The sequence below is a fragment of the Ruegeria sp. R14_0 genome, from assembly GCF_017743975.1.
Classification (GTDB): Bacteria; Pseudomonadota; Alphaproteobacteria; order Rhodobacterales; family Rhodobacteraceae; genus Ruegeria.
On sequence record NZ_JAGHRC010000001.1, the window covers coordinates 302,218 to 320,424 of the forward strand.

19 protein-coding genes and 1 pseudogene are annotated in these 18,207 nt (G+C 59.2%); 7 read left to right on the plus strand and 13 right to left on the minus strand.

Features of this window, described 5'->3' with window-relative positions:
• Position 1: 1 nt before the first annotated feature.
• A complete protein-coding gene (locus J7416_RS01460; RefSeq protein ID WP_209222391.1) occupies positions 2 to 1,015 on the minus strand; it encodes a hypothetical protein in 1,014 nt (337 codons plus the stop codon).
• 151 nt (positions 1,016 to 1,166) lie between these two features.
• Here J7416_RS01460 and J7416_RS01465 point away from each other — a divergent pair, with 151 nt between their 5' ends.
• Both J7416_RS01465 and J7416_RS01470 read left to right on the plus strand, forming a co-directional pair.
• On the plus strand, positions 1,167 to 2,102 hold the full coding sequence (locus J7416_RS01465) for a DMT family transporter (protein ID WP_209222393.1): 936 nt from the start codon (positions 1,167 to 1,169) through the stop codon (positions 2,100 to 2,102).
• Between the two features lie 286 nt (positions 2,103 to 2,388).
• On the plus strand, positions 2,389 to 3,126 hold the full coding sequence (locus tag J7416_RS01470) for a Hint domain-containing protein (protein ID WP_209222395.1): 738 nt from the start codon (positions 2,389 to 2,391) through the stop codon (positions 3,124 to 3,126).
• 64 nt (positions 3,127 to 3,190) lie between these two features.
• Here J7416_RS01470 and J7416_RS01475 read toward each other — a convergent pair whose 3' ends face one another.
• The 8 genes from J7416_RS01475 to J7416_RS01510 all read right to left on the minus strand — a co-directional run bounded on the left by J7416_RS01475 (position 3,191) and on the right by J7416_RS01510 (position 11,163).
• Entirely contained in the window at positions 3,191 to 5,392 is a 2,202-nt protein-coding gene (locus tag J7416_RS01475) for a 3-hydroxyacyl-CoA dehydrogenase NAD-binding domain-containing protein (RefSeq protein WP_209222397.1), read from the minus strand.
• The gene (locus J7416_RS01480) at positions 5,385 to 5,873 is read right to left on the minus strand and encodes a cupin domain-containing protein (RefSeq protein WP_209222399.1); all 489 of its coding nucleotides are present in this window, start codon (positions 5,871 to 5,873) and stop codon (positions 5,385 to 5,387) included. The genes J7416_RS01475 and J7416_RS01480 overlap by 8 nt, the downstream gene beginning before the upstream one ends.
• Positions 5,873 to 7,084, minus strand: coding sequence for an acetyl-CoA C-acetyltransferase (locus J7416_RS01485; protein WP_209222401.1), 1,212 nt, complete (start codon positions 7,082 to 7,084; stop codon positions 5,873 to 5,875). The genes J7416_RS01480 and J7416_RS01485 overlap by 1 nt, the downstream gene beginning before the upstream one ends.
• Before the next feature lie 12 nt (positions 7,085 to 7,096).
• The gene (locus J7416_RS01490; RefSeq protein ID WP_209222403.1) at positions 7,097 to 7,735 is read right to left on the minus strand and encodes a glutathione S-transferase; all 639 of its coding nucleotides are present in this window, start codon (positions 7,733 to 7,735) and stop codon (positions 7,097 to 7,099) included.
• A gap of 276 nt (positions 7,736 to 8,011) precedes the next feature.
• Positions 8,012 to 8,224 carry a hypothetical protein gene (locus J7416_RS01495; RefSeq protein WP_170426570.1) on the minus strand — a complete coding sequence of 71 codons (213 nt, stop codon included), beginning with the start codon at positions 8,222 to 8,224 and terminating at the stop codon, positions 8,012 to 8,014.
• A gap of 55 nt (positions 8,225 to 8,279) precedes the next feature.
• Positions 8,280 to 10,061: an acyl-CoA dehydrogenase C-terminal domain-containing protein gene (locus J7416_RS01500; protein ID WP_209222405.1), complete on the minus strand. Its 1,782-nt coding sequence runs from the start codon at positions 10,059 to 10,061 to the stop codon at positions 8,280 to 8,282.
• A 48-nt stretch (positions 10,062 to 10,109) separates the two neighbouring features.
• Complete coding sequence (locus tag J7416_RS01505; RefSeq protein WP_170426568.1) at positions 10,110 to 10,511, minus strand: MerR family DNA-binding transcriptional regulator; 402 nt, start codon at positions 10,509 to 10,511, stop codon at positions 10,110 to 10,112.
• Between the two features lie 283 nt (positions 10,512 to 10,794).
• Complete coding sequence (locus tag J7416_RS01510; protein ID WP_209222407.1) at positions 10,795 to 11,163, minus strand: MerR family DNA-binding transcriptional regulator; 369 nt, start codon at positions 11,161 to 11,163, stop codon at positions 10,795 to 10,797.
• Between the two features lie 117 nt (positions 11,164 to 11,280).
• Here J7416_RS01510 and J7416_RS01515 point away from each other — a divergent pair, with 117 nt between their 5' ends.
• From J7416_RS01515 to J7416_RS01525, 3 genes are read left to right on the plus strand one after another with little or no spacing between them, the layout of a single operon-like run.
• Positions 11,281 to 11,700, plus strand: a complete 420-nt coding sequence (locus J7416_RS01515) for a PaaI family thioesterase (protein ID WP_209222408.1) — start codon at positions 11,281 to 11,283, stop codon at positions 11,698 to 11,700.
• Positions 11,700 to 12,215, plus strand: coding sequence for a PaaI family thioesterase (locus tag J7416_RS01520; protein ID WP_170426565.1), 516 nt, complete (start codon positions 11,700 to 11,702; stop codon positions 12,213 to 12,215). Before J7416_RS01515 ends, J7416_RS01520 begins: the two co-directional genes overlap by 1 nt.
• A gap of 9 nt (positions 12,216 to 12,224) precedes the next feature.
• Complete coding sequence (locus J7416_RS01525) at positions 12,225 to 13,541, plus strand: MATE family efflux transporter (RefSeq protein WP_209222409.1); 1,317 nt, start codon at positions 12,225 to 12,227, stop codon at positions 13,539 to 13,541.
• On the opposite strand, the pseudogene arsC reads toward J7416_RS01525, so the two are convergent.
• The 4 genes and pseudogenes from arsC to J7416_RS01545 all read right to left on the minus strand — a co-directional run bounded on the left by arsC (position 13,538) and on the right by J7416_RS01545 (position 15,696).
• Positions 13,538 to 13,878, minus strand: a pseudogene (arsC, locus tag J7416_RS01530) (arsenate reductase (glutaredoxin)). The gene J7416_RS01525 and the pseudogene arsC overlap by 4 nt on opposite strands.
• A complete protein-coding gene (locus J7416_RS01535) occupies positions 13,875 to 14,933 on the minus strand; it encodes a quinone-dependent dihydroorotate dehydrogenase (protein WP_209222410.1) in 1,059 nt (352 codons plus the stop codon). Before J7416_RS01535 ends, arsC begins: the two are co-directional and overlap by 4 nt.
• Positions 14,930 to 15,361 carry a DUF1330 domain-containing protein gene (locus J7416_RS01540; protein WP_209222412.1) on the minus strand — a complete coding sequence of 144 codons (432 nt, stop codon included), beginning with the start codon at positions 15,359 to 15,361 and terminating at the stop codon, positions 14,930 to 14,932. The genes J7416_RS01535 and J7416_RS01540 overlap by 4 nt, the downstream gene beginning before the upstream one ends.
• Entirely contained in the window at positions 15,358 to 15,696 is a 339-nt protein-coding gene (locus J7416_RS01545) for a DUF952 domain-containing protein (protein ID WP_209222413.1), read from the minus strand. The genes J7416_RS01540 and J7416_RS01545 overlap by 4 nt, the downstream gene beginning before the upstream one ends.
• Before the next feature lie 108 nt (positions 15,697 to 15,804).
• Between J7416_RS01545 and J7416_RS01550 the strand changes: the two genes are divergently transcribed.
• Entirely contained in the window at positions 15,805 to 17,388 is a 1,584-nt protein-coding gene (locus J7416_RS01550; protein WP_209222415.1) for a bifunctional metallophosphatase/5'-nucleotidase, read from the plus strand.
• A gap of 132 nt (positions 17,389 to 17,520) precedes the next feature.
• Entirely contained in the window at positions 17,521 to 18,186 is a 666-nt protein-coding gene (locus tag J7416_RS01555) for an SOS response-associated peptidase (protein ID WP_209222417.1), read from the plus strand.
• Positions 18,187 to 18,207 lie beyond the last annotated feature (21 nt).

The window sequence follows — 18,207 nt, forward strand, 5'->3', positions numbered from 1 at the left end:
CTTATTCGCCGCAGATATTCTGCAGCCGGACCCAATCGCGGTCCGGCAGCACTTGGGGCAGGGGGCGACCGGCCATCGGGTCGGCCTCGATCAGGCCCAGAGTCGTTTCTCCCGTCACATCTACGGCATACGCATAGGGCGTCGAAGGCAGAGCGGCCTGCGCAAATACCTCTAACAACTGTTCGTCTGGTACAGATGGCCGCGATTCCGACAGGACCTGCTCGGCATAGGAATCAACGATCTCGGGCGTCAGCTCTCCGGTCGTCAGAAGGCGGAACGCGGTGGCTGGACCGGTACGGTCCAACAGCTCATCCAGCGGCTCTTGTGCAACGGACCGCGCGCGTTCGGCGATGATGTACCCGGCCGCGATGGAAGGATCTTCGTGATCTTCGACCAAAGCGCGGTTCAACAGGATGATCCCGCCAGGCAGGCTGAGGCTGGTTTGTACCCCGGCGGGAAGGATGACAACTTCGCGGACCCCGGTCCGCGTCGCCAGTTGATCCAACGCTGTCTGCGCATCTTCGGACTTGCACGCCACACCTGAGACCCGTTCGATCCGATGCAGGATCGTGTCGCCGATGTCATAGCGCTTGATCTCGGGGACGACCGCAACAACGTGGCTCTGCAAAGCGGCGGGCGCCCACAGCAGCAACAGCGCCGCAACGGCGGCGACAACACCGGCAACACTCAGCCAGCGCAGCCGGCCCGGATGTGGGCGGGACCGATCAATCGCTTTTTGCAGCCGGTCGATGGCTGCGATCATCGTGGTTTCAGACTCATCCAGCTCAAGCGTTTCGTCGGGATCGCCGTCGGGGTTGAAGACAGCAGGGAAGGTCCCCGGGTTCTGCCGTTCCAGTGCGGCCAGCGACCAGTGGGTCAGCGCCCGATCGTTGAAGTCCGAAATCGTCAGCGTCGCTTCGCCAATCGAGACCACGACCTCGCGCCGCTGTACATCGGGCGAGGGGCGCCACAGACCGGTGGCTTCGATCCGCTGGTACTGTTTCAGGGCCGTCATCTGAATGAGGTCTGCTCGTTGGTATTTTGCCTCAGCTTAACATGGTAAATTCGAAGGGCGCAAACCGGTTGCGTCACCTTGGGTAAATGTGCTGGATACCACGACGCATGCAGGATCGGCCTGCCGTGCCAATCGGGTAACATAGCGACAGATGCAGGCAGATACTCAGACGTCACCCATACTGGCCTCGCTGCTCATGATCGGTGCGATGGCGATTATCGGTGTGATCGACAATGCGGTGATCCTGTTGGCCGAGACGGTTGGCCTGTGGCAGTTTCATCTGAGCCGGGCTTTGATGATGTTGCCGCTGATCTTTGGTCTGTCGTTGTTGGGGCTGGGCGGGATGCGCCCCAAGCGTTTTGGTCCTGTGATCTTGCGCAGCGTGATGATCACGCTGGCGATGTTGTTTTACTTTGCCTCTCTGGCGCTTATGCCGATTGCGCAGGCTCTGGCAGGTCTTTTTACCTCGCCCATTTTTGTTCTGCTTATTTCGGCCATTGCAATGAAGCAAAGGATCGGCCCCTGGCGTATCTTTGCGGTCCTATTGGGATTTGCGGGGATCTTGTGCGTGTTGCAGCTGAATCCCCATGATTTCGATATGCGCAACCTTCTGCCAGTGGCTGGGGGGCTGTTTTACGCATTCAGCTCGGTTATCACGCGCAGCCATTGCTCCGGCGAGAGCACCGTCGCGCTGCTGGCCGCTATGATCGTTACTCTGGGTTCGGCGGGGGCAATTGGTTTGGTGGTTCTGGAATTCTTCCCGATTGCCTCGCCTGACGGACCCGAGGGTTTTGCTACGCGTGGCTGGGTATGGGATATGCAGCCCGCCTTGCTCTGGATTGTTGTTCAAGCGGTTGGGTCCACGATTGCCGTGTTCATGTTGATCAAGGCCTATCAGGTGGGTGAACCGTCTTATGTTGCGGTGTTCGAATATTCAGTGATGATATTCGGCCCGCTCTTTGCCTTTGTTGCGTTGGGGCAGACCATCGAACCGATTCAGATCGCGGGGATCGGTTTGATTGCATGCGCAGGTGCGGTGTTGGGTTGGCGGGCAGGGCGTGAGACCGCGCAGCCTGAGACGGTGTAACGCAAACCGATCCTTTGAGTGTGTCCTGCCATTTAGGGCCAAGGCTTAGAGGTCAGATTCGGGGAAACTTTGAAATTTGGCCCGAGTCACAGTTTCCAAATTTCGACCAATTAATCAAAATTGCGCAGTGTTGTTCGAAAATATGTTGGTTTTTGGGGCCTTAGCGGTCGAAATTGGACCATAATGTGTCCGAAATAAGACTGCCGTACTTCTGTTGTGCTAACCGTTAGGTGTAGTTGGTTTGTGTCAGAAGTGAGTGCGACACGTGTTAAATGTACAGAGTGTTTTGAGCTATTCCGACGTACCGGAAGGCCAGATTCAGGATAGCCCGGCGACCGCCTTGAATTCGCGTCGCGGCGGTTTTGTTCACGGAACTAAAATCGCGACCGACCGCGGGTGGAAAGCGGTCGAGGACCTTCAGGCTGGTGATCTGGTGCGAACGATGGACAACGGGTTCCAACAGGTTTGTCGGATTTCGACGGATTGCATCTCGGTTCCCGTAAATGAAAACCGGACGGAAAATCTGTTGGTCCGGGTGCCCTCGAACACATTGTACAATGGTCGATCGGTCTGGTTGATGCCGGAGCAGGGTATGGCGTTGGACAACACTAAGCTGACCAATGGTCCGATCACTTTGCCAATCAGTATGCCCGTTGTCCCGGCGCGTGTGCTGAGCGGAACGTTTCGGCTGACATCAGGTACACCGGCATCTTATTTTGATGTCTGTTCGCTTTTCTTTGAACAAGACGAAGTGATCTACATCGAAGGCGGTCTGCGTGCGTTTTGTTCCGCAGGGCGTTTCGGGTCGACGGGCCGTCCTCAGAATGCTTCGTACAAGATCGTCGATGCCGAGCAGAGTGAAGAGCTTGTCGATAGCGTGGCCCATAGCCGAGACATCGCCGTTTTGGCGAATTCACTAGGCGCGTTGCCTGCGCCGATTCAGCAGAACCCGATATTTCCGGTACGGCCCGTCAAAGCGGCGCGTCGGGCAGGGCGGCCGGGGCGGCCGGCTCCATTAATCTGATTTTATTTAAGTAATTGATTAAAGAAAGACGCTGGCGCGGATATCCGCACCAGCGTCTATTTTTTTAGGCGGCTTTGGCTTCGGGATTGAAGCGGCCATAGAAGGACTGGCCTTTTTCTGCCATCTCACGCAACAGCGGCGGGCAGGCAAAGCGATCGCCATACTTTTCAGACAGCTGGTCGCAACGTTCGGCCGCGTAGGGCGTGCCGATGATGTCCAGCCAGCTGAGCGGGCCACCTGACCAGGGCGCAAAGCCCCAACCCAGGATCGCGCCAACATCGCCTTCGCGGATGTCTTCCAGAACGCCTTCTTCCAATGCGCGTACCGCTTCGAGAACTTGGGCGAACATCAGGCGTTCCTGCACTTCGATCAGGTCCGGCTGATCTTCGGCCAACGGATACTTGTCCTGCAGGCCTTTCCAGTATTCGACGCGCTTGCCTTTTTCGTCATAGTCGAAGAAGCCCGCGTTCGCCTTGCGGCCCAGTCGGCCCTGTTCTTCCATCCAGAAGATCAGATCATCTGCCGGGCTTTCCGGATAGGCATCACCCATAGCGGCTTTGGTCGCGCGGGCAATCTTTGCACCCAGGTCGATCGAGGTTTCGTCGGTCAGTTGAACCGGTCCGACAGGGAAGCCCAACTGACGCGCGGCGTTGTCGATCACAACGGGGCTGACGCCCTCGGTGATCATGCGTGCGCCCTCGTTGATGTAGGGAATGATGCAACGGTTGGCGTAGAAGAAACGCGCATCGTTGACCACGATCGGTGTTTTGCGGATCTGACGCACATAGTCCAGCGCCTTGGCCACCGCGCGATCACCGGTTTCCTTGCCCTTGATGATCTCGACCAGGAACATCTTTTCCACCGGCGAGAAGAAGTGAATGCCGATGAACTGATCCGGACGGACCGACGCCTTGGCCAGATCTGTGATCGGCAGGGTCGATGTGTTCGAGGCAAAGATGCACTCCTCGGGGATGATCGCCTCGACCTTCTTGGTCATCTCGGCTTTGACGCCCACATCCTCGAAGACAGCTTCGATGATCAGATCACAGCCTTTGAGGTTGTCCAAATCCGGGGTCGCGGTGATGCGCGCCAGCATGGCCTCTTTCTTTTCGGTTGTGACTTTGCCGCGCTTCATGCCCTTGTCCAGATAGGTCTCGGTGTAGGCTTTGCCCTTGTCGGCAGCTTCCTGATCGCGGTCGACCAGCACGACTTCCATCCCGGCTTGCGCCGAAACCAGCGCGATACCGGCACCCATCATGCCTGCGCCCAGAACACCGATTTTCTTTACCGACTGATCCGGAACACCCGCCGGACGAACAGCGCCTTTTTCCAACGCTTCCTTGTTGAGGAACAGCGACCGGATCATTGCGCCCGAGGACGGGTTCATCAGCACAGAGGTGAACCAGCGTGCCTCGATCTTAAGGGCGGTGTCGAAGTCGACCAGGGCCCCTTCGTAAACCGCGCTCAGCAGAGCTTTGGCAGCCGGGAACGCGCCCTGGGTTTTGGCGTTCACCATCGCCGAGGCACCCACAAAGTTCATGAAACCGGCAGGGTGGTAGGGGGCACCGCCGGGCATCTTGTAGCCCTTCGCGTCCCATGGCTTGACCAGATCAGCTTCCTTGGCGTTCAGCACCCATTCCTTGGCTGCGGCCATTGGATCGGCTGCGATCTCGTCGATATAGCCCGCGCCCTTGGCTTTCTTGACGTCCAGCATCTTGCCTTCCAGCAGCAGCGGTGCCGCCGCCAGAGCGCCAACCTTGCGGACCATCCGTGTGGTTCCGCCCGCGCCGGGGAAGATGCCGACCATGATCTCGGGCAGGCCGTATTTCGCCTTGGGGTTTTCGGCGGCAAAGATGCGGTGCGTGGACAGGGGCAGTTCCATGCCGATGCCCGCAGCGGTGCCGGGCAGAACAGCGGCAATTGGCTTGCCACCCTTCTTGGTCTTGGGGTCCATGCCTGCCAACTCGATCTTACGCAGCAGGGCGTGCATTTGCATTGTGCCTTCGAACAGACCCTTGGCCGGGTCGCCGCCTGCCTGTTCCTTCATCACGGCCAGCAGGTTCAGGTCCATCCCGCCCGCGAACGAGCCTTCTTTGCCCGATGTGATGATGATGCCTTTGACCTCATCATCGGCCAGGGCCTGATCGATCTGGTCGCTCAGTTGCGCCAATCCGTCAAAGGACATCACGTTCATTGTTTTGCCTGGAACATCCCAGGAAATCACCGCGACGCCATCGGCGTCTTTTGTCAGAGTGAAATCAGTCATTGTCATCTCCAATCTGGTCAGCCGTCAGCGGGCTGCCATCTTTGCGGGTGAAGGAGAAACCGTTCTCGTCATCCTTCACCATCATGTCTATGTCGCTGTAATAGCCGGTCTCGGTCGGGGTCCGTGTGCCCACCACCAGAAAGGTCGCGGGCGCATCGGTCTTGTTCACAAGGTGATGGCCGTTGGCCTCACCTGCCGGGAAAGCGGCGCAATCGCCGGGCTGCATCTCATGCTCACCATCGTCATCGATCAGCACGCAGGTGCCGCTGAGCATGATGGCAAACTCGTCCTGCTCCATGTGGTAATGGCGCAGTGAGGACATGCCCTGCGGTTCCAGCCGCACGATGTTGACCCCGTATTGGGTCAGCCCGCCCGCATCACCGACACGCTGCACGAAGCGACCTGCGGTCGCCTCGGCCAGCTTGCCGGGATAGGCCGAGCCGCCCCTGAACGGGATCTGAGAAAGATCCAGCTTGGGCATCAGACCCGCTCGATGATCGTGGCCGCACCCATGCCGGATGCCACACACAGGGTCGCCAGACCGGTTTCCTTGTCCTGACGCTCAAGCTCATCCAGCAGCGTGCCGATGATGATCGCACCGGTTGCGCCCAGCGGGTGACCCATGGCGATCGAACCGCCGTTCACATTGACCAGCTCGGGGTCGACATCGAATGCCTGCTGGAAGCGCAGAACAACCGAGGCAAAGGCTTCGTTGACCTCGAACAGATCGAGATCAGAGATGGCCATGCCACTGTCGGCCAGGATCTTCTCGGTCACAGGGACGGGGCCGGTCAGCATGATGGTCGGGTCCAAACCGATCTTGGCGGTTGCCTTGATGCGGGCGCGCGGCTTCAGGCCGTGCTTTTCACCGAATTCCTTGTTGCCGATCAGAACAGCTGCCGCACCGTCCACGATGCCCGAGCTGTTGCCCGCGTGGTGGATATGGTTGATCTTTTCCAGATGCGGGTACTTCAGCATAGCCACCTTGTCGAAGCCGGGCATCTGCTCGCCCATCATCTGAAAGGCGGGGTTCAGCGCACCGAGGCTCTGCATGTCGGTGCCGGGGCGCATGTATTCGTCACGGTCCAGAATGGTCAGGCCGTTGCGGTCTTTGACTGCGATCACCGATTTCTCGAACCGGTTCTCTTCCCACGCCTGCGCTGCACGGCGCTGTGATTCCATCGCCAGTTGGTCGGCCTGATCACGCGTGAAACCGTATTCGGTCGCGATGATGTCCGAAGAGATCCCCTGCGGTACGAAATAGGTCTCCATTGCAACCGACGGATCGACGGCAATCGCTGCACCGTCAGACCCCATGGCCACGCGGCCCATCATCTCGACACCGCCGGCGATGTAACCGTCACCGGCACCGCCCTTGACCTGGTTCGCGGCTAGGTTCACAGCCTCCATGCCCGAGGCGCAAAACCGGTTGATCGAGAGGCCAGGGATGCGTTCGTCCAGATCCGAGGACAGGACCGCGGTGCGAGCCAGACACCCGCCTTGCTCCATAACCTGCGTGGCATTGCCCCAGATCACGTCCTCAACCGCGTGACCTTCGAGATTGTTACGTTCTTTCATCGCGTTCAGGGTGACGGCGGACAACCGCACCGAGGTTACTTCGTGCAGGCTGCCATCCTTGCGGCCCTTACCGCGCGGTGTGCGCAGGGCGTCATAGATATAAGCTTCGGTCATCAGTAGCTCTCCTTAAGCTCGATCCGACAATTTGCCGGGCATCAGGTCATAGGGGTGTTTCCAGCCGGGTTGTTCCGACAAGCGGGTCAGCCAGGCGTCGATATGGGGCCAGTCGGCCCGGTCAAAGCCGAATGGTTCGGGGTAATAGAGGTAGCCGCAGCAGCTGAGATCCGCGTTGGTGACGTCATCACCAACGATCCAGTCGCGGCCCTCAAGATGGGTATTCAGAACCTCATAGGCGGCTTTGAGACGGCCTTGGTTAAAGGCTATCACGTCCGGGTTACGGTGCTGTTCCGGCAGAAAATTCACCAGAAACCGCGTCAGCCCTGCCATCGAGCTTAGTTTGTGATTGTCCCATAGAACCCAGCGGAGGACATCGTATTTTTCCTCGTGGGTTTTGCCGCCGAACTTCCCGGATTTCTCGGTGACATAGGCTTGAATGGCCCCGGACTGACTGGTGCGAAAGTCACCGTCGACCAGAACCGGCGCTTCGCCCATTTCATTGACATCGGCGCGAAATTCCGGCGTGCGGGTCGCGCCCTGAAAAAAGTCGACAAAAACCGGTTCCCACTCAAGCCCCGACATTTCCAATGCCAAAGCGGCCTTGTAGCTGTTTCCGCTTTCTCCGAAGCAGTGAAGTTTGATGGTCATGCAGCTACCCCTCCCAAGGCGCATGTGGTTCAGTCGGAATTGAGTATTTTTGAAAAGATGAAGAGGCGACGTTTACCTTTGATCAACCTTGATCTGCTTCACTGATCTTGCGGTACAGGCTGGAGAGCCGATGGCCGTAAAAGGTGAAGTCGTCCCTGTCCTGATGGCGAGTGCGCCCGGTGGCAGGGGCGCGTTTTCCTTCATCTTTTCACAAATACTCCTGCCGGAGGCTCCCGGCTTTTGATTTTTCTCGATTAGACGTCTGGTGCGCTCAGTTTAGCGTTTGCGCTCTTCCAGCTCGGAATTGAAGATACGAAGGCGGTGGGTCAGGTTCTCCTCATCAATCACGCTGTTGAAGTTTTCGAACAAAAACGACAGTGCTTCTCCCTCGTCCAACCCAGCCTCGCGCGAGAACGCTTTGAGTTTGCGATAGCCGTCTTCGGTCATGGCTACGGGGAACCGGCGGGTCAGGCGAAAACGTTTTGGCATGTGGTGTCCTCCGAAAGGCTGGGTCCGGGCAGTGCTACCCGGACCCAGACTGAGCTCAGAAGTTCGCCGCGTCCAGAGCCATCACCGTGTCCGCGCCCGTCTGGATGCGCGACAGGTGCATCGCAGTCGCGGGCAGGCGGCGCGCCATGTAGAAGCGGCCGGTGTTGATCTTGGTCTCATAGAACTCTTTGTCCGATGCGCCACCGTCCAGAGCTTCTTGCGCGGCTTTCGCCATCTGCGCCCACATCAGGCCCAGGCAGACGTGGCCGAACATGTGCATAAAGTCATAGGAGCCGGACAGGGCGTTGTTCGGGTTCTTCATGCCTTCCTGCATGAAATACATGCCAGCGGCCTGCAAATCCTTGGACGCAGCTTTCAGCGGTTCTATGAACGCCTTGTCATAGGCTTCGTCTTTGCCCGCGTTTTCCTTGCAGAAGGTTTTGACCAGCTCGAAGAACGCCATGACGTGCTTACCGCCATCCTGCGCCAACTTACGGCCCACAAGGTCCAGCGCCTGAACACCGTTTGCGCCTTCGTAGATCATCGCGATACGGGCGTCGCGGGTGTATTGCGACATGCCCCATTCTTCGATGTAGCCGTGGCCACCATAGACCTGCTGGGCCTGCACGGTCATGTCATAGCCTTCATCGGTCAGGAAACCCTTGATGACCGGTGTCAGCAACGAGATCAGACCATCCGCATCCTTGTCGTTCGAGCGGTGTGCTTTGTCGAGCATGGTTGCGCCCCACAAGATGAATGCACGCGCGCCTTCGGTGAAGCTTTTCTGGTCCATGAGGTTGCGGCGGATATCGGGGTGAACGATCAGCGGATCGGCGGGGCCATCGGGGTTTTTCACGCCGGTCACGTCGCGACCCTGCAGGCGGTCCTTGGCGTATTCCAGTGCGTTCTGGAAGGCCGCGTCTGCCTGGCTCAGGCCCTGCATACCAACGCCCAAGCGCGCTTCGTTCATCATGGTGAACATGGCGCGCATGCCTTTGTGCTCGTCGCCAAGAAGCCAGCCGGTCGCCTCGTCATAGTTCATGACGCAGGTCGAGTTGCCGTGGATGCCCATTTTCTCTTCGATCTTGCCCACCGAGACGCCATTGCGCTCGCCCAGTGAGCCGTCTTCGTTGACGATGAACTTGGGCACGATGAACAGCGAAACGCCTTTGATACCCTCGGGGCCGCCGGGGATTTTGGCCAGCACCAGATGGATGATGTTGTCGGCCATGTCGTGATCACCGGACGAGATAAAGATCTTCTGGCCGGAGATTTTGTAGCTGCCGTCGTCCTGTGGTTCCGCCTTGGTGCGCATCATGCCCAGATCGGTGCCGCAATGCGGTTCGGTCAGGTTCATGGTGCCAGTCCATTCGCAGCTGACCATGTTCGGCAGATACTTGTCTTTCTGCGCATCGGTTCCGTGTGCCAATATGGCCGAGGCCGCGCCGTGGGTCAGGCCCTGGTACATGGTGAACGCCTGGTTCGACCCTGAGAACATCTCGCCAACTGCGGTGCCCAGTACATATGGCATGTTTTGGCCGCCATATTCTTCGGGCATGTCCAGCCCGGTCCAGCCACCTTCTTTGACCTGCTCGAACGCGTCCTTGAAGCCTGTGGGGGTGTATACGATACCGTTTTCCAGACGGCACCCTTCGGTGTCGCCAACCACGTTCAGAGGGTGCAGAATGTTTGTGGCAACCTTGCCTGCTTCTTCCAGCACTGCACCGGTGAATTCTGCTTCAAGTTCGCCGTATCCCGGAATATCGGATTCAGAAACTTTCAGAACATTGTGCAGCACGAACTGCGTGTCTTTAGTTGGTGCGTTGTAGACGGGCATGTGAAGCTCCCTTTAATTCATATGTCCGGGTGGAAGGCAGGCGAGGGGTTACTCGGCAGCCTTTTTGTCTTGTTTCATTGAGGCGATGACTTTCTCGCCCCACCGCAACTGTTCTTTCAGGTCGTCGATGGCCTGCGTCAGCTCTTCGCGGCGCGACTCCATATCGGCCAGGCGCTCGCAGGCGATTTCATACGTGCGCGATATCTGGGTCAGCTGCTGGTCGCCCACATGGTACAGGTCCAGAAGCTGGCGGATTTCCTCGAGGCTGAAGCCAAAACGCTTGCCGCGCAGGATCAGTTTCAGGCGCGCACGGTCGCTTTTGGTGAACAGCCGTTTCTGGCCCTCACGAATGGGAAACAGAAGCTCTTTGGCCTCGTAGAACCGCAAGGTCCGGGGCGTGACGTCGTAAGTCTCGCACATCTCGCGGATGGTCATCAGATCTTCGGTCATGGTTTCAGTACTCTTGTGGCTGGCGTCTATGAAAGTCAGGTGCGCAGTCGTTGCGGTTGTTACAACACGTCGGTGACGTTTACGTAATGCGAACGCTGCGTCACAAATTAGGTTTACGTAACTTCCTTACGCGTCAAGTCGCGGATTTCCTACTTTTGACGATTTAACGTAACGGAATTTTGGACGGAAAAGCGCCGCAGCAGATCACTCCGCACCCTGTCAAAAGGGCGGAGCTTACGGATTTCGCATCATTTTCCGGCTGTGGAGGGATGCCCCGAAAGAATCACTTCAACGATTTGGCGGTCTCGTCGCGCATCTTGGTCAGGGCGTCGATTGCTTCGTCCAGTTGCTGCTTTTGCTTCTCAAGCTCAATGATCTGCTTGTCAGCGACGTCGACGAAGGCACGCATCTGAACCTCGTTGCCTTCATGCTCGTAGATCAGCAACCACTGGCGGATGTCCTCCAGCGAGAACCCGTATTTTCGGCCTCGCAGGATCAATGTCATACGCGCGCATTCGCGCGGTCCATAAAAGCGCGATCTGCCTTCCCGGTCGGGTTGCAGCAATTCGATGTATTCATAGTAGCGCAGGGTACGCGGAGTCACATCGAACTCGGCGCACATCTCTTTGAATGACAAACGGTTGTCGGACATTCCTGATCTCCTCTGCCGCAGCCTATGTTCTGTCAGCGGCAAGCGCAACCGGCGGGCTTGCTCTTTTGGCGGACACAGGCTCATAAAGGGACAAACCAAAAGAACGGATTCAAGTACATGGTCGACAAAGCCGCAATTGCGCGCCAGTTCATCGAGGCGATCCCCCACGCCAAGGCGCTGGGCCTCAAGCTGACCGAGATTGGCGATGGCAAAGCCGAGATTTGCATGCCGTACAGCGAAGACCTGGTCGGCGATCCGCGAACAGGTGTGATTCATGGCGGCGCGGTTTTTGCCGCCCTTGACACCTGTTGTGGTGCCGCAGTCATGAGTCATCCCGCTGCGCCCGGCGGGACGGCAACAATCGATCTTCGGATCGACTACATGCGCGCGGCAACACCGGGGCAGACCATCAAGACGCAAGCGACCTGCTATCACATCACTCGGAACGTTGCCTTTGTGCGGGCCACGGCATTGGACGAGGCCGAGGACCTTCCTGTGGCCACGGCCGCGGGCTCATTTACGGTGGAGGGTCTGTGATGGCGCGAACCCGTCCCGAGCCCGTTCAGGTTGTCAAACAACGCCGAGATGCCGCACTGAACGCGATTGTCGAAGGTGTTCCATACATCAGGTTCCTCAACACCACGTTCGACCGCCGTGGCGACGAGTTGACCGGCGTGCTGCACTTTGACAACAAGCTGATCGGCAACCCGATGCTACCCGCCCTGCACGGAGGAGTAACCGCGGCTTTCCTTGAGATCACCGCCGTAATCACACTGAGCTGGGATTTCTTGCTGCCCAAGATCGAAAGTGGCGAGCTAGAGGCCAGCGATATCGCGGATTACCAAAAGGTGCGCTTTCCCAAGACGGTCGATTTCACAGTTGATTACTTGCGCTCTGGCCTGCCGCGCGACGCATATGCGCGCGCCTACATTAGCCGGGCTGGGCGTCGGTATGCTTCAGTGCGCGTTGAGGCCTGGCAGGATAACCACGCGCGGCTGTTCGCGCAGGCGTCAGGGCATTTTCTGATGCCGCAGCCCAAAGCCGACGGATAATACCACGCCATGCAGGACGCGTCGGCACCCATCACGCATAAGCGGGTGCTCAAGATCGCAGCGCCCATAGTGCTGTCAAATGCGACCGTCCCGATACTGGGTGCGGTGGATACCGGTGTCGTGGGGCAGATGGGGCAGGCCGCGCCAATCGGAGCTGTCGGTATGGGCGCGGTTATTCTGGCCACCATCTACTGGGTGTTTGGGTTTCTTCGCATGGGAACGACAGGCCTTGCCGCCCAGGCGCGCGGGGCAGGGGATACGGCAGAAACTGGGGCCTTGTTGACGCGCGGTCTGCTACTTGGTGGCGCGGCGGGTCTGTTCTTTATTCTCACGCAGGTCTGGGTGTTTTGGGGGGCTTTTGCGCTATCCCCCGCGAGCCCCGAGGTCGAGGCCTTTACGCGTGCCTATCTGGAAATCCGTATCTGGGGCGCCCCGGCGACAATCGCGCTGTATGCGGTCACCGGCTGGCTGATCGCGGTGGAGCGCACGAAGGGCGTTTTCGTGCTTCAGATCTGGATGAACGGTCTGAACATCGTGCTGGACTTGTGGTTTGTGCTTGGGCTGGGCTGGGGCGTCGAAGGCGTCGCCATCGCCACTTTGATCGCCGAATGGACCGGGCTGGTGCTGGGTCTTTGGTTGTGCGGAGACGCCTTCAGCGGAAACCAATGGCGCGACTGGCCGCGGATTTTTGACGCCGCGCGCCTGCGTCGAATGATGCAGGTCAACGGCGATATCATGGTGCGTTCGATTCTGCTGACGGGGTCATTTACGACGTTCCTGTTTGTTGGCTCTGATCTGGGCGACGTCAATCTGGCGGCCAATCAGGTGCTGCTGCAGTTCCTCGAAATCACCGCATTTGCCCTGGACGGGTTCGCTTTCTCAGCCGAAGCGTTAGTGGGCAGCGCAGTCGGGGCGCGCGACCGATCTCAGGTCAGGCGCGCGTCGATCATGGCGTCGCAATGGGGGGTCGGCGGTGCATTTGCCCTTGGGCTGGCGTTCTATCTAGCCGGGCCCGCGCTCATTGATCTTATGTCGACGTCGCCCGAAGTGCGGGTGGCCGCCCGCGAGTTCCTGTTCTGGGCCGCGCTTGCGCCCGTGATCGGGGTGGCCAGCTGGATGTTCGACGGTATCTATATCGGGGCGACGTGGACCCGCGCTATGCGGCAGGCGATGATCCAGTCGGTGGCGATCTACGTGGTGGCCCTGTTTCTGCTGGTGCCGACCTTTGGCAACCACGGCCTTTGGGCCGCGCTGATGGTTCTGAACATCGCGCGTGGGGTCACGCTGGGATGGCGCTACCCCAAGCTGGAAGCACAAATCGCCTAGAGCAAACCCAACAGGTTTTCAGGCGGCCGACCGATTGCAGCCTTGCCACCAGAATAGCCAGCGGGCGTTCAATCAGAATGGGGTTCTCGGCCATGGCCTGGATCAGGTCGTCATCGGGTGTCGTTTTCGTCAAGCCCAGTTCTTTGAACCGTTTCTCTCCCGTACGCATCATCTCGATCGCCGGGATGCCCAGCTTGGACTGGGCCGCGCGCAACTCATCCGCGGACGGTGTGTCTTCAAGGTATTTGCGAACCTCGACCTGCGCGCCGTTTTCTTCCAGCAGCGCCAATCCCGCGCGGGATTTGGAACAGCGCGGGTTGTGCCAGTATTCGATCACAGCCAGTCCTCTCTTTTGCTGCCAACGGCCTGCTCGACCGTGGTGAAACCGTCCTGCGCCAGCAGGTCGTCCAGACCCTGGGCGATTTCGGCAGCCAGCGAAATGCCGCCATAGACCATGGCCGTGTAGAACTGCACCGCCGAGGCCCCGGCGCAGATCTTGGCATACGCCTGCTTGGCCGTGCCGATGCCGCCGACACCGATCAGCGGGATTTGCCCGTCGGTCAATTGGCTGAGTCGCGCCAGCACACGGGTCGATTTCTCGAACAAAGGTGCGCCGGACAGGCCACCGGCCTGGCCCTTGTGGCCACTGCGCAAACCATCGCGTGACAGGGTGGTGTTGGTTGCAATCACCGCATCCACGCCGGTTTCGCGGGCCACATCAGCGATGTCCTGCAACTCGGCCTCGGTCAGGTCCGGAGCGATCTTAAGGAAGATCGGCAAGGGCCGGGGCAGCGCGTTACGGGTTTCGACTACGCCGCTGAGCAGGGCCGTCAGCGCGGCCTTGCCCTGTAGATCGCGCAGCTTTTCGGTGTTTGGCGAAGACACGTTGACCGTGGCGAAATCCAGATGCGCCGCGCAATGGTCCAGAACCTTGGCAAAATCACCGGGGCGATCATCGCTGTCCTTATTCGCACCAAGGTTCAGGCCGATCACGGCATCCTTGGGACGGTTGGCCAGCCGACGCTCCATGGCCTCCATGCCATCGTTGTTAAAGCCAAACCGGTTGATTGCGGCCAAATCCTCGATCAGGCGAAAAAGCCGCGGTTTCGGATTGCCGGGCTGCGGGCGCGGGGTTACTGCCCCGACCTCGATGAAACCGAATCCGGCACGGGACAGCGGGCCCAGAACCTCGGCGTTCTTGTCAAACCCGGCGGCCAGACCGACAGGGTTCGGCAGGTCCAACCCTGCGACGCGGGTGCGCAATCTGGCGGACGTCACCGGACCCGGTGCAGGCGCCAGCCCCGCCTTGAGCGCCTTGATCGACAGACCATGGGCCGTTTCGGGGTCCATACGGTGCAGGGCCGCCAGCCCCAGTTTCTCAGTCAGTTTCATCCAAAAGCCTCTCCGCCCCGGGCCGGGGCGCATCGAACAAGACGCGAGGTTGCAACGGCTGCTTGCCGGTGCACGACCGCCTGTCGGTAAACGGGGTCTGTCACCATCTCAAGAAACGCGTGCGCGGTAGGATAGCGGGCAATGAACACTTCATCCCAGTCTTCACCCTGCGGGCCGATCAGCGTTGTCTGATATTCACCGCGCCACAGGATTGCGGCCCCGATGCGTGCAATGATCGGCGCAGTTTCTGCGCCGTAATTGGCGTAGGCCTGCGCGCCGGTCAGGCCCGCGTCCGCCAGTGCATGCCCAGCCGGATACTTGGCGGTGTCACGAAATTTGACGAGGTTCAGCATCTCGATCGGATGATCCCGGTCGAGGTTCTTAAAAGCCTCGAACTGGGCGCGGTCGGGGTCAATAAACCCTGTCATGTCATCTCTTTCGGGAACTGGTGCGCAGTTCCGTCGAAGGGGAGGGGGCGCGACCAGACAACGTCGCTCATGCGGATCTGCCGGTAGAGATGCGGGAACAGCGCGCCGCCGCGCGACACTTCCCACTTCAGTTCATCACCCATCGCGTCTGCATCGCAGGCCAGCAGCGTCAACCCGTCGACCCCGGCGAAATGCTTGGCGGCGGTCTCTGCGGCCTGTTCGGCGGTCGAGAAATGCACAAACCCGTCTGAGACATCGATCGGAGCACCATCCGATGCGCCATGCGCCTGAAGCGTGGCCCATTCATCGGCCCGGAAAATCTTGTAAATCAGCATGGGGTCGTGATGCACCGGGCCAAGGTTAGAATCAAGCCGGATTTCCCCCTTTGACTCTCGGCGGTGCGCGTCGCAACATCGCCGCAATTAACAATAGGGAGTTAAACTATGCTCACCCGTCTTTTGACATCCGCCGCCGCGCTCAGCCTGACCGCAAGCATGGCGTTTGCCGAATACAAACTGACGATTCTGCACACCAACGACATTCACAGCCGCATTGAATCCATCAACAAATACGACTCGACCTGCGACGCTGAAGGTGAAGCCGAAGGCAAGTGTTTCGGTGGCGTTGCCCGCCTGAAAACCATCGTGGACGCACGCCGCGATGCGCTGAGCGATGGAAACGTTCTGCTGCTAGATGCAGGTGATCCATTCCAGGGTTCGCTGTTCTACACGACCTATAAGGGCGCGGCAGAGGCCGAGTTCATGGAGGCCATCGGCTATGACGCAATGGCTGTCGGCAACCACGAGTTCGATGATGGCCCCGAGGGTCTGGCAGCGTTTGTCGATGCGGTCAGCTTCCCCGTGATCTCGGGCAACCTTGATCTGTCCTCGTCGGCTGAACTGAAAGACCGGGTTCTGAACCACGTGGTGCTTGAGGTCGGCGGCGAAAAGATCGGCATTATCTCAGCTCTGGCTACGGACACCGTGGACACCTCGAGCCCCGGCAAGGATGTCCTGTTTCAGGACGAGATTGAAAGCCTGACCGCAGATGTCGAGGCGCTGAAGGCCGAGGGTGTCGATATCGTCATCGCTCTGACCCACGTGGGCTTGGCCAAAGACCTTGAAATCGCCGAGCGTGTGCCCGGTCTGGATCTGGTCATTGGTGGACACTCGCACACGCTGCTATCCAACACGCAAGAGGGCGCGGCAGGATCGTATCCGATGATGGTTGGCGACGTTCCGGTCGTTCAGGCTTATGCCTATTCCAAGTATCTGGGCGAAATCACACTGACCTTCGATGACGACGGCAACCTCGTCTCGGCAGAAGGTGAACCGATCCTGCTGGACGCTTCGGTCGAACCTGATGCTGACATTGCAGCGCGCGTCGCTGAAATGGGCGCACCGATCGAAGAGATGAAAAAGCAGGTCGTGGCCAATTCTGCTGCAGCCATCCAAGGCGACCGCAATGTCTGCCGCGTGCAGGAATGTGAGATGGGCAACCTTGTCGCCGACGCCATGCTGGCGCGGGTCGCGGATCAAGGCGCTCAGCTGGCGATTGCCAATTCGGGCGGTTTGCGGGCCTCGATTGATCCGGGTGAGGTGACCATGGGCGAAGTGCTGACCGTGCTGCCGTTCCAGAACACCCTGTCGACCTTTGAGATCAGTGGTCAGGGCGTCATCGATGCGCTGGAAAACGGCGTCAGCCAGGTGGAAGAGGTCAAGGGCCGCTTTCCGCAGGTTGCCGGGATGAAATTCACCTGGGACCCGAGCGTCGCTCCGAATGAGGGACGTATTGTCGAAGTGATGGTGGCCGACGGTGACGGGTTCGTTCCGATTGATCCGGCTGCGACCTATCTGGTGGTCACCAACAACTATGTCCGCAATGGCGGCGATGGCTACAAGATGTTCGAGGGCGACGACAAGAACGCCTATGACTTCGGTCCCGACCTCGCCGACGTGACGGCCGAGTATCTGGCCGAGAACGCGCCGTATCAGCCCTATCTGGACGGGCGCATCCAGCAAAAGTAAACCTGCATGTCAGGACACTACGGAAAGGCCGCGCTGGACGCGGCCTTTTTTCATGTTTGAACCTGTCTTGCCATTGCCGCGCGGGCTGGTCCATTTTGCAAAGACCTGATCTGAACCCCGGAGCCAAAGCGCATGTGCGGACGGTTTGCCGTAACACTTCCCAACGATGCGATGGCGCAGCTTTTTGCTGCGCGCCCGGCGAATGATCTGCCCGTTGTTCCGAACTACAATGTTTGTCCGACCAATCAGGTGCATGTGGTGCGCGCAGGCGAAAACGGGCGTACGCTTGATCCGTTGCGCTGGGGGTTTCTGCCGCATTGGTACAAGGCGGAAAACGCCGGACCGTTGTTGATAAACGCACGGGCCGAGACGCTGGCAGAAAAGCCTGCCTTTCGGGCGGCCTGCCGGGAACGCCGCTGCCTGATCGTTGCGACGGGGTTTTATGAATGGACCAAGACCGAGCAGGGTGACCGGTTGCCGTGGTACATTCACCGGCAGGACGGCGCGCCGATTGCTTTTGCCGGCGTGTGGCAGGATTGGGGGCCAGAAGAGGCCCGGCAGGGCACTTGTGCTATTGTGACAACGCCCGCCAACCAAAACCTCAGCACAATCCATCACCGCATGCCTCTGATCCTGGAACCCGACGACTGGTCGCTGTGGCTGGGTGAGGCGGGCAAGGGTGCCGCGCGCCTGATGCAACCCGGTGCCGAAGATGTCCTGGCGTTTCACCGCGTCGATCCTGCGGTGAATTCGAACCGGGCCAGCGGGCCTGACTTGATCGAACCGATAGAAGCCTGACTTTTCAATCCCACCGCCGCG

Excerpts from the sequence above, each read along its gene's own strand:
- J7416_RS01460 (WP_209222391.1), bottom strand. The coding sequence starts at position 1,015 with ATGACGGCCCTGAAACAGTACCAGCGGATCGAAGCCACCGGTCTGTGG.
- J7416_RS01465 (WP_209222393.1), top strand. The coding sequence starts at position 1,167 with ATGCAGGCAGATACTCAGACGTCACCCATACTGGCCTCGCTGCTCATG.
- J7416_RS01475 (WP_209222397.1), bottom strand. The coding sequence starts at position 5,392 with ATGACTGATTTCACTCTGACAAAAGACGCCGATGGCGTCGCGGTGATT.
- J7416_RS01480 (WP_209222399.1), bottom strand. The coding sequence starts at position 5,873 with ATGCCCAAGCTGGATCTTTCTCAGATCCCGTTCAGGGGCGGCTCGGCC.
- J7416_RS01485 (WP_209222401.1), bottom strand. The coding sequence starts at position 7,084 with ATGACCGAAGCTTATATCTATGACGCCCTGCGCACACCGCGCGGTAAG.
- J7416_RS01490 (WP_209222403.1), bottom strand. The coding sequence starts at position 7,735 with ATGACCATCAAACTTCACTGCTTCGGAGAAAGCGGAAACAGCTACAAG.
- J7416_RS01495 (WP_170426570.1), bottom strand. The coding sequence starts at position 8,224 with ATGCCAAAACGTTTTCGCCTGACCCGCCGGTTCCCCGTAGCCATGACC.
- J7416_RS01500 (WP_209222405.1), bottom strand. The coding sequence starts at position 10,061 with ATGCCCGTCTACAACGCACCAACTAAAGACACGCAGTTCGTGCTGCAC.
- J7416_RS01505 (WP_170426568.1), bottom strand. The coding sequence starts at position 10,511 with ATGACCGAAGATCTGATGACCATCCGCGAGATGTGCGAGACTTACGAC.
- J7416_RS01510 (WP_209222407.1), bottom strand. The coding sequence starts at position 11,163 with ATGTCCGACAACCGTTTGTCATTCAAAGAGATGTGCGCCGAGTTCGAT.
- J7416_RS01515 (WP_209222408.1), top strand. The coding sequence starts at position 11,281 with ATGGTCGACAAAGCCGCAATTGCGCGCCAGTTCATCGAGGCGATCCCC.
- J7416_RS01520 (WP_170426565.1), top strand. The coding sequence starts at position 11,700 with ATGGCGCGAACCCGTCCCGAGCCCGTTCAGGTTGTCAAACAACGCCGA.
- J7416_RS01525 (WP_209222409.1), top strand. The coding sequence starts at position 12,225 with ATGCAGGACGCGTCGGCACCCATCACGCATAAGCGGGTGCTCAAGATC.
- J7416_RS01535 (WP_209222410.1), bottom strand. The coding sequence starts at position 14,933 with ATGAAACTGACTGAGAAACTGGGGCTGGCGGCCCTGCACCGTATGGAC.
- J7416_RS01540 (WP_209222412.1), bottom strand. The coding sequence starts at position 15,361 with ATGACAGGGTTTATTGACCCCGACCGCGCCCAGTTCGAGGCTTTTAAG.
- J7416_RS01545 (WP_209222413.1), bottom strand. The coding sequence starts at position 15,696 with ATGCTGATTTACAAGATTTTCCGGGCCGATGAATGGGCCACGCTTCAG.
- J7416_RS01550 (WP_209222415.1), top strand. The coding sequence starts at position 15,805 with ATGCTCACCCGTCTTTTGACATCCGCCGCCGCGCTCAGCCTGACCGCA.
- J7416_RS01555 (WP_209222417.1), top strand. The coding sequence starts at position 17,521 with ATGTGCGGACGGTTTGCCGTAACACTTCCCAACGATGCGATGGCGCAG.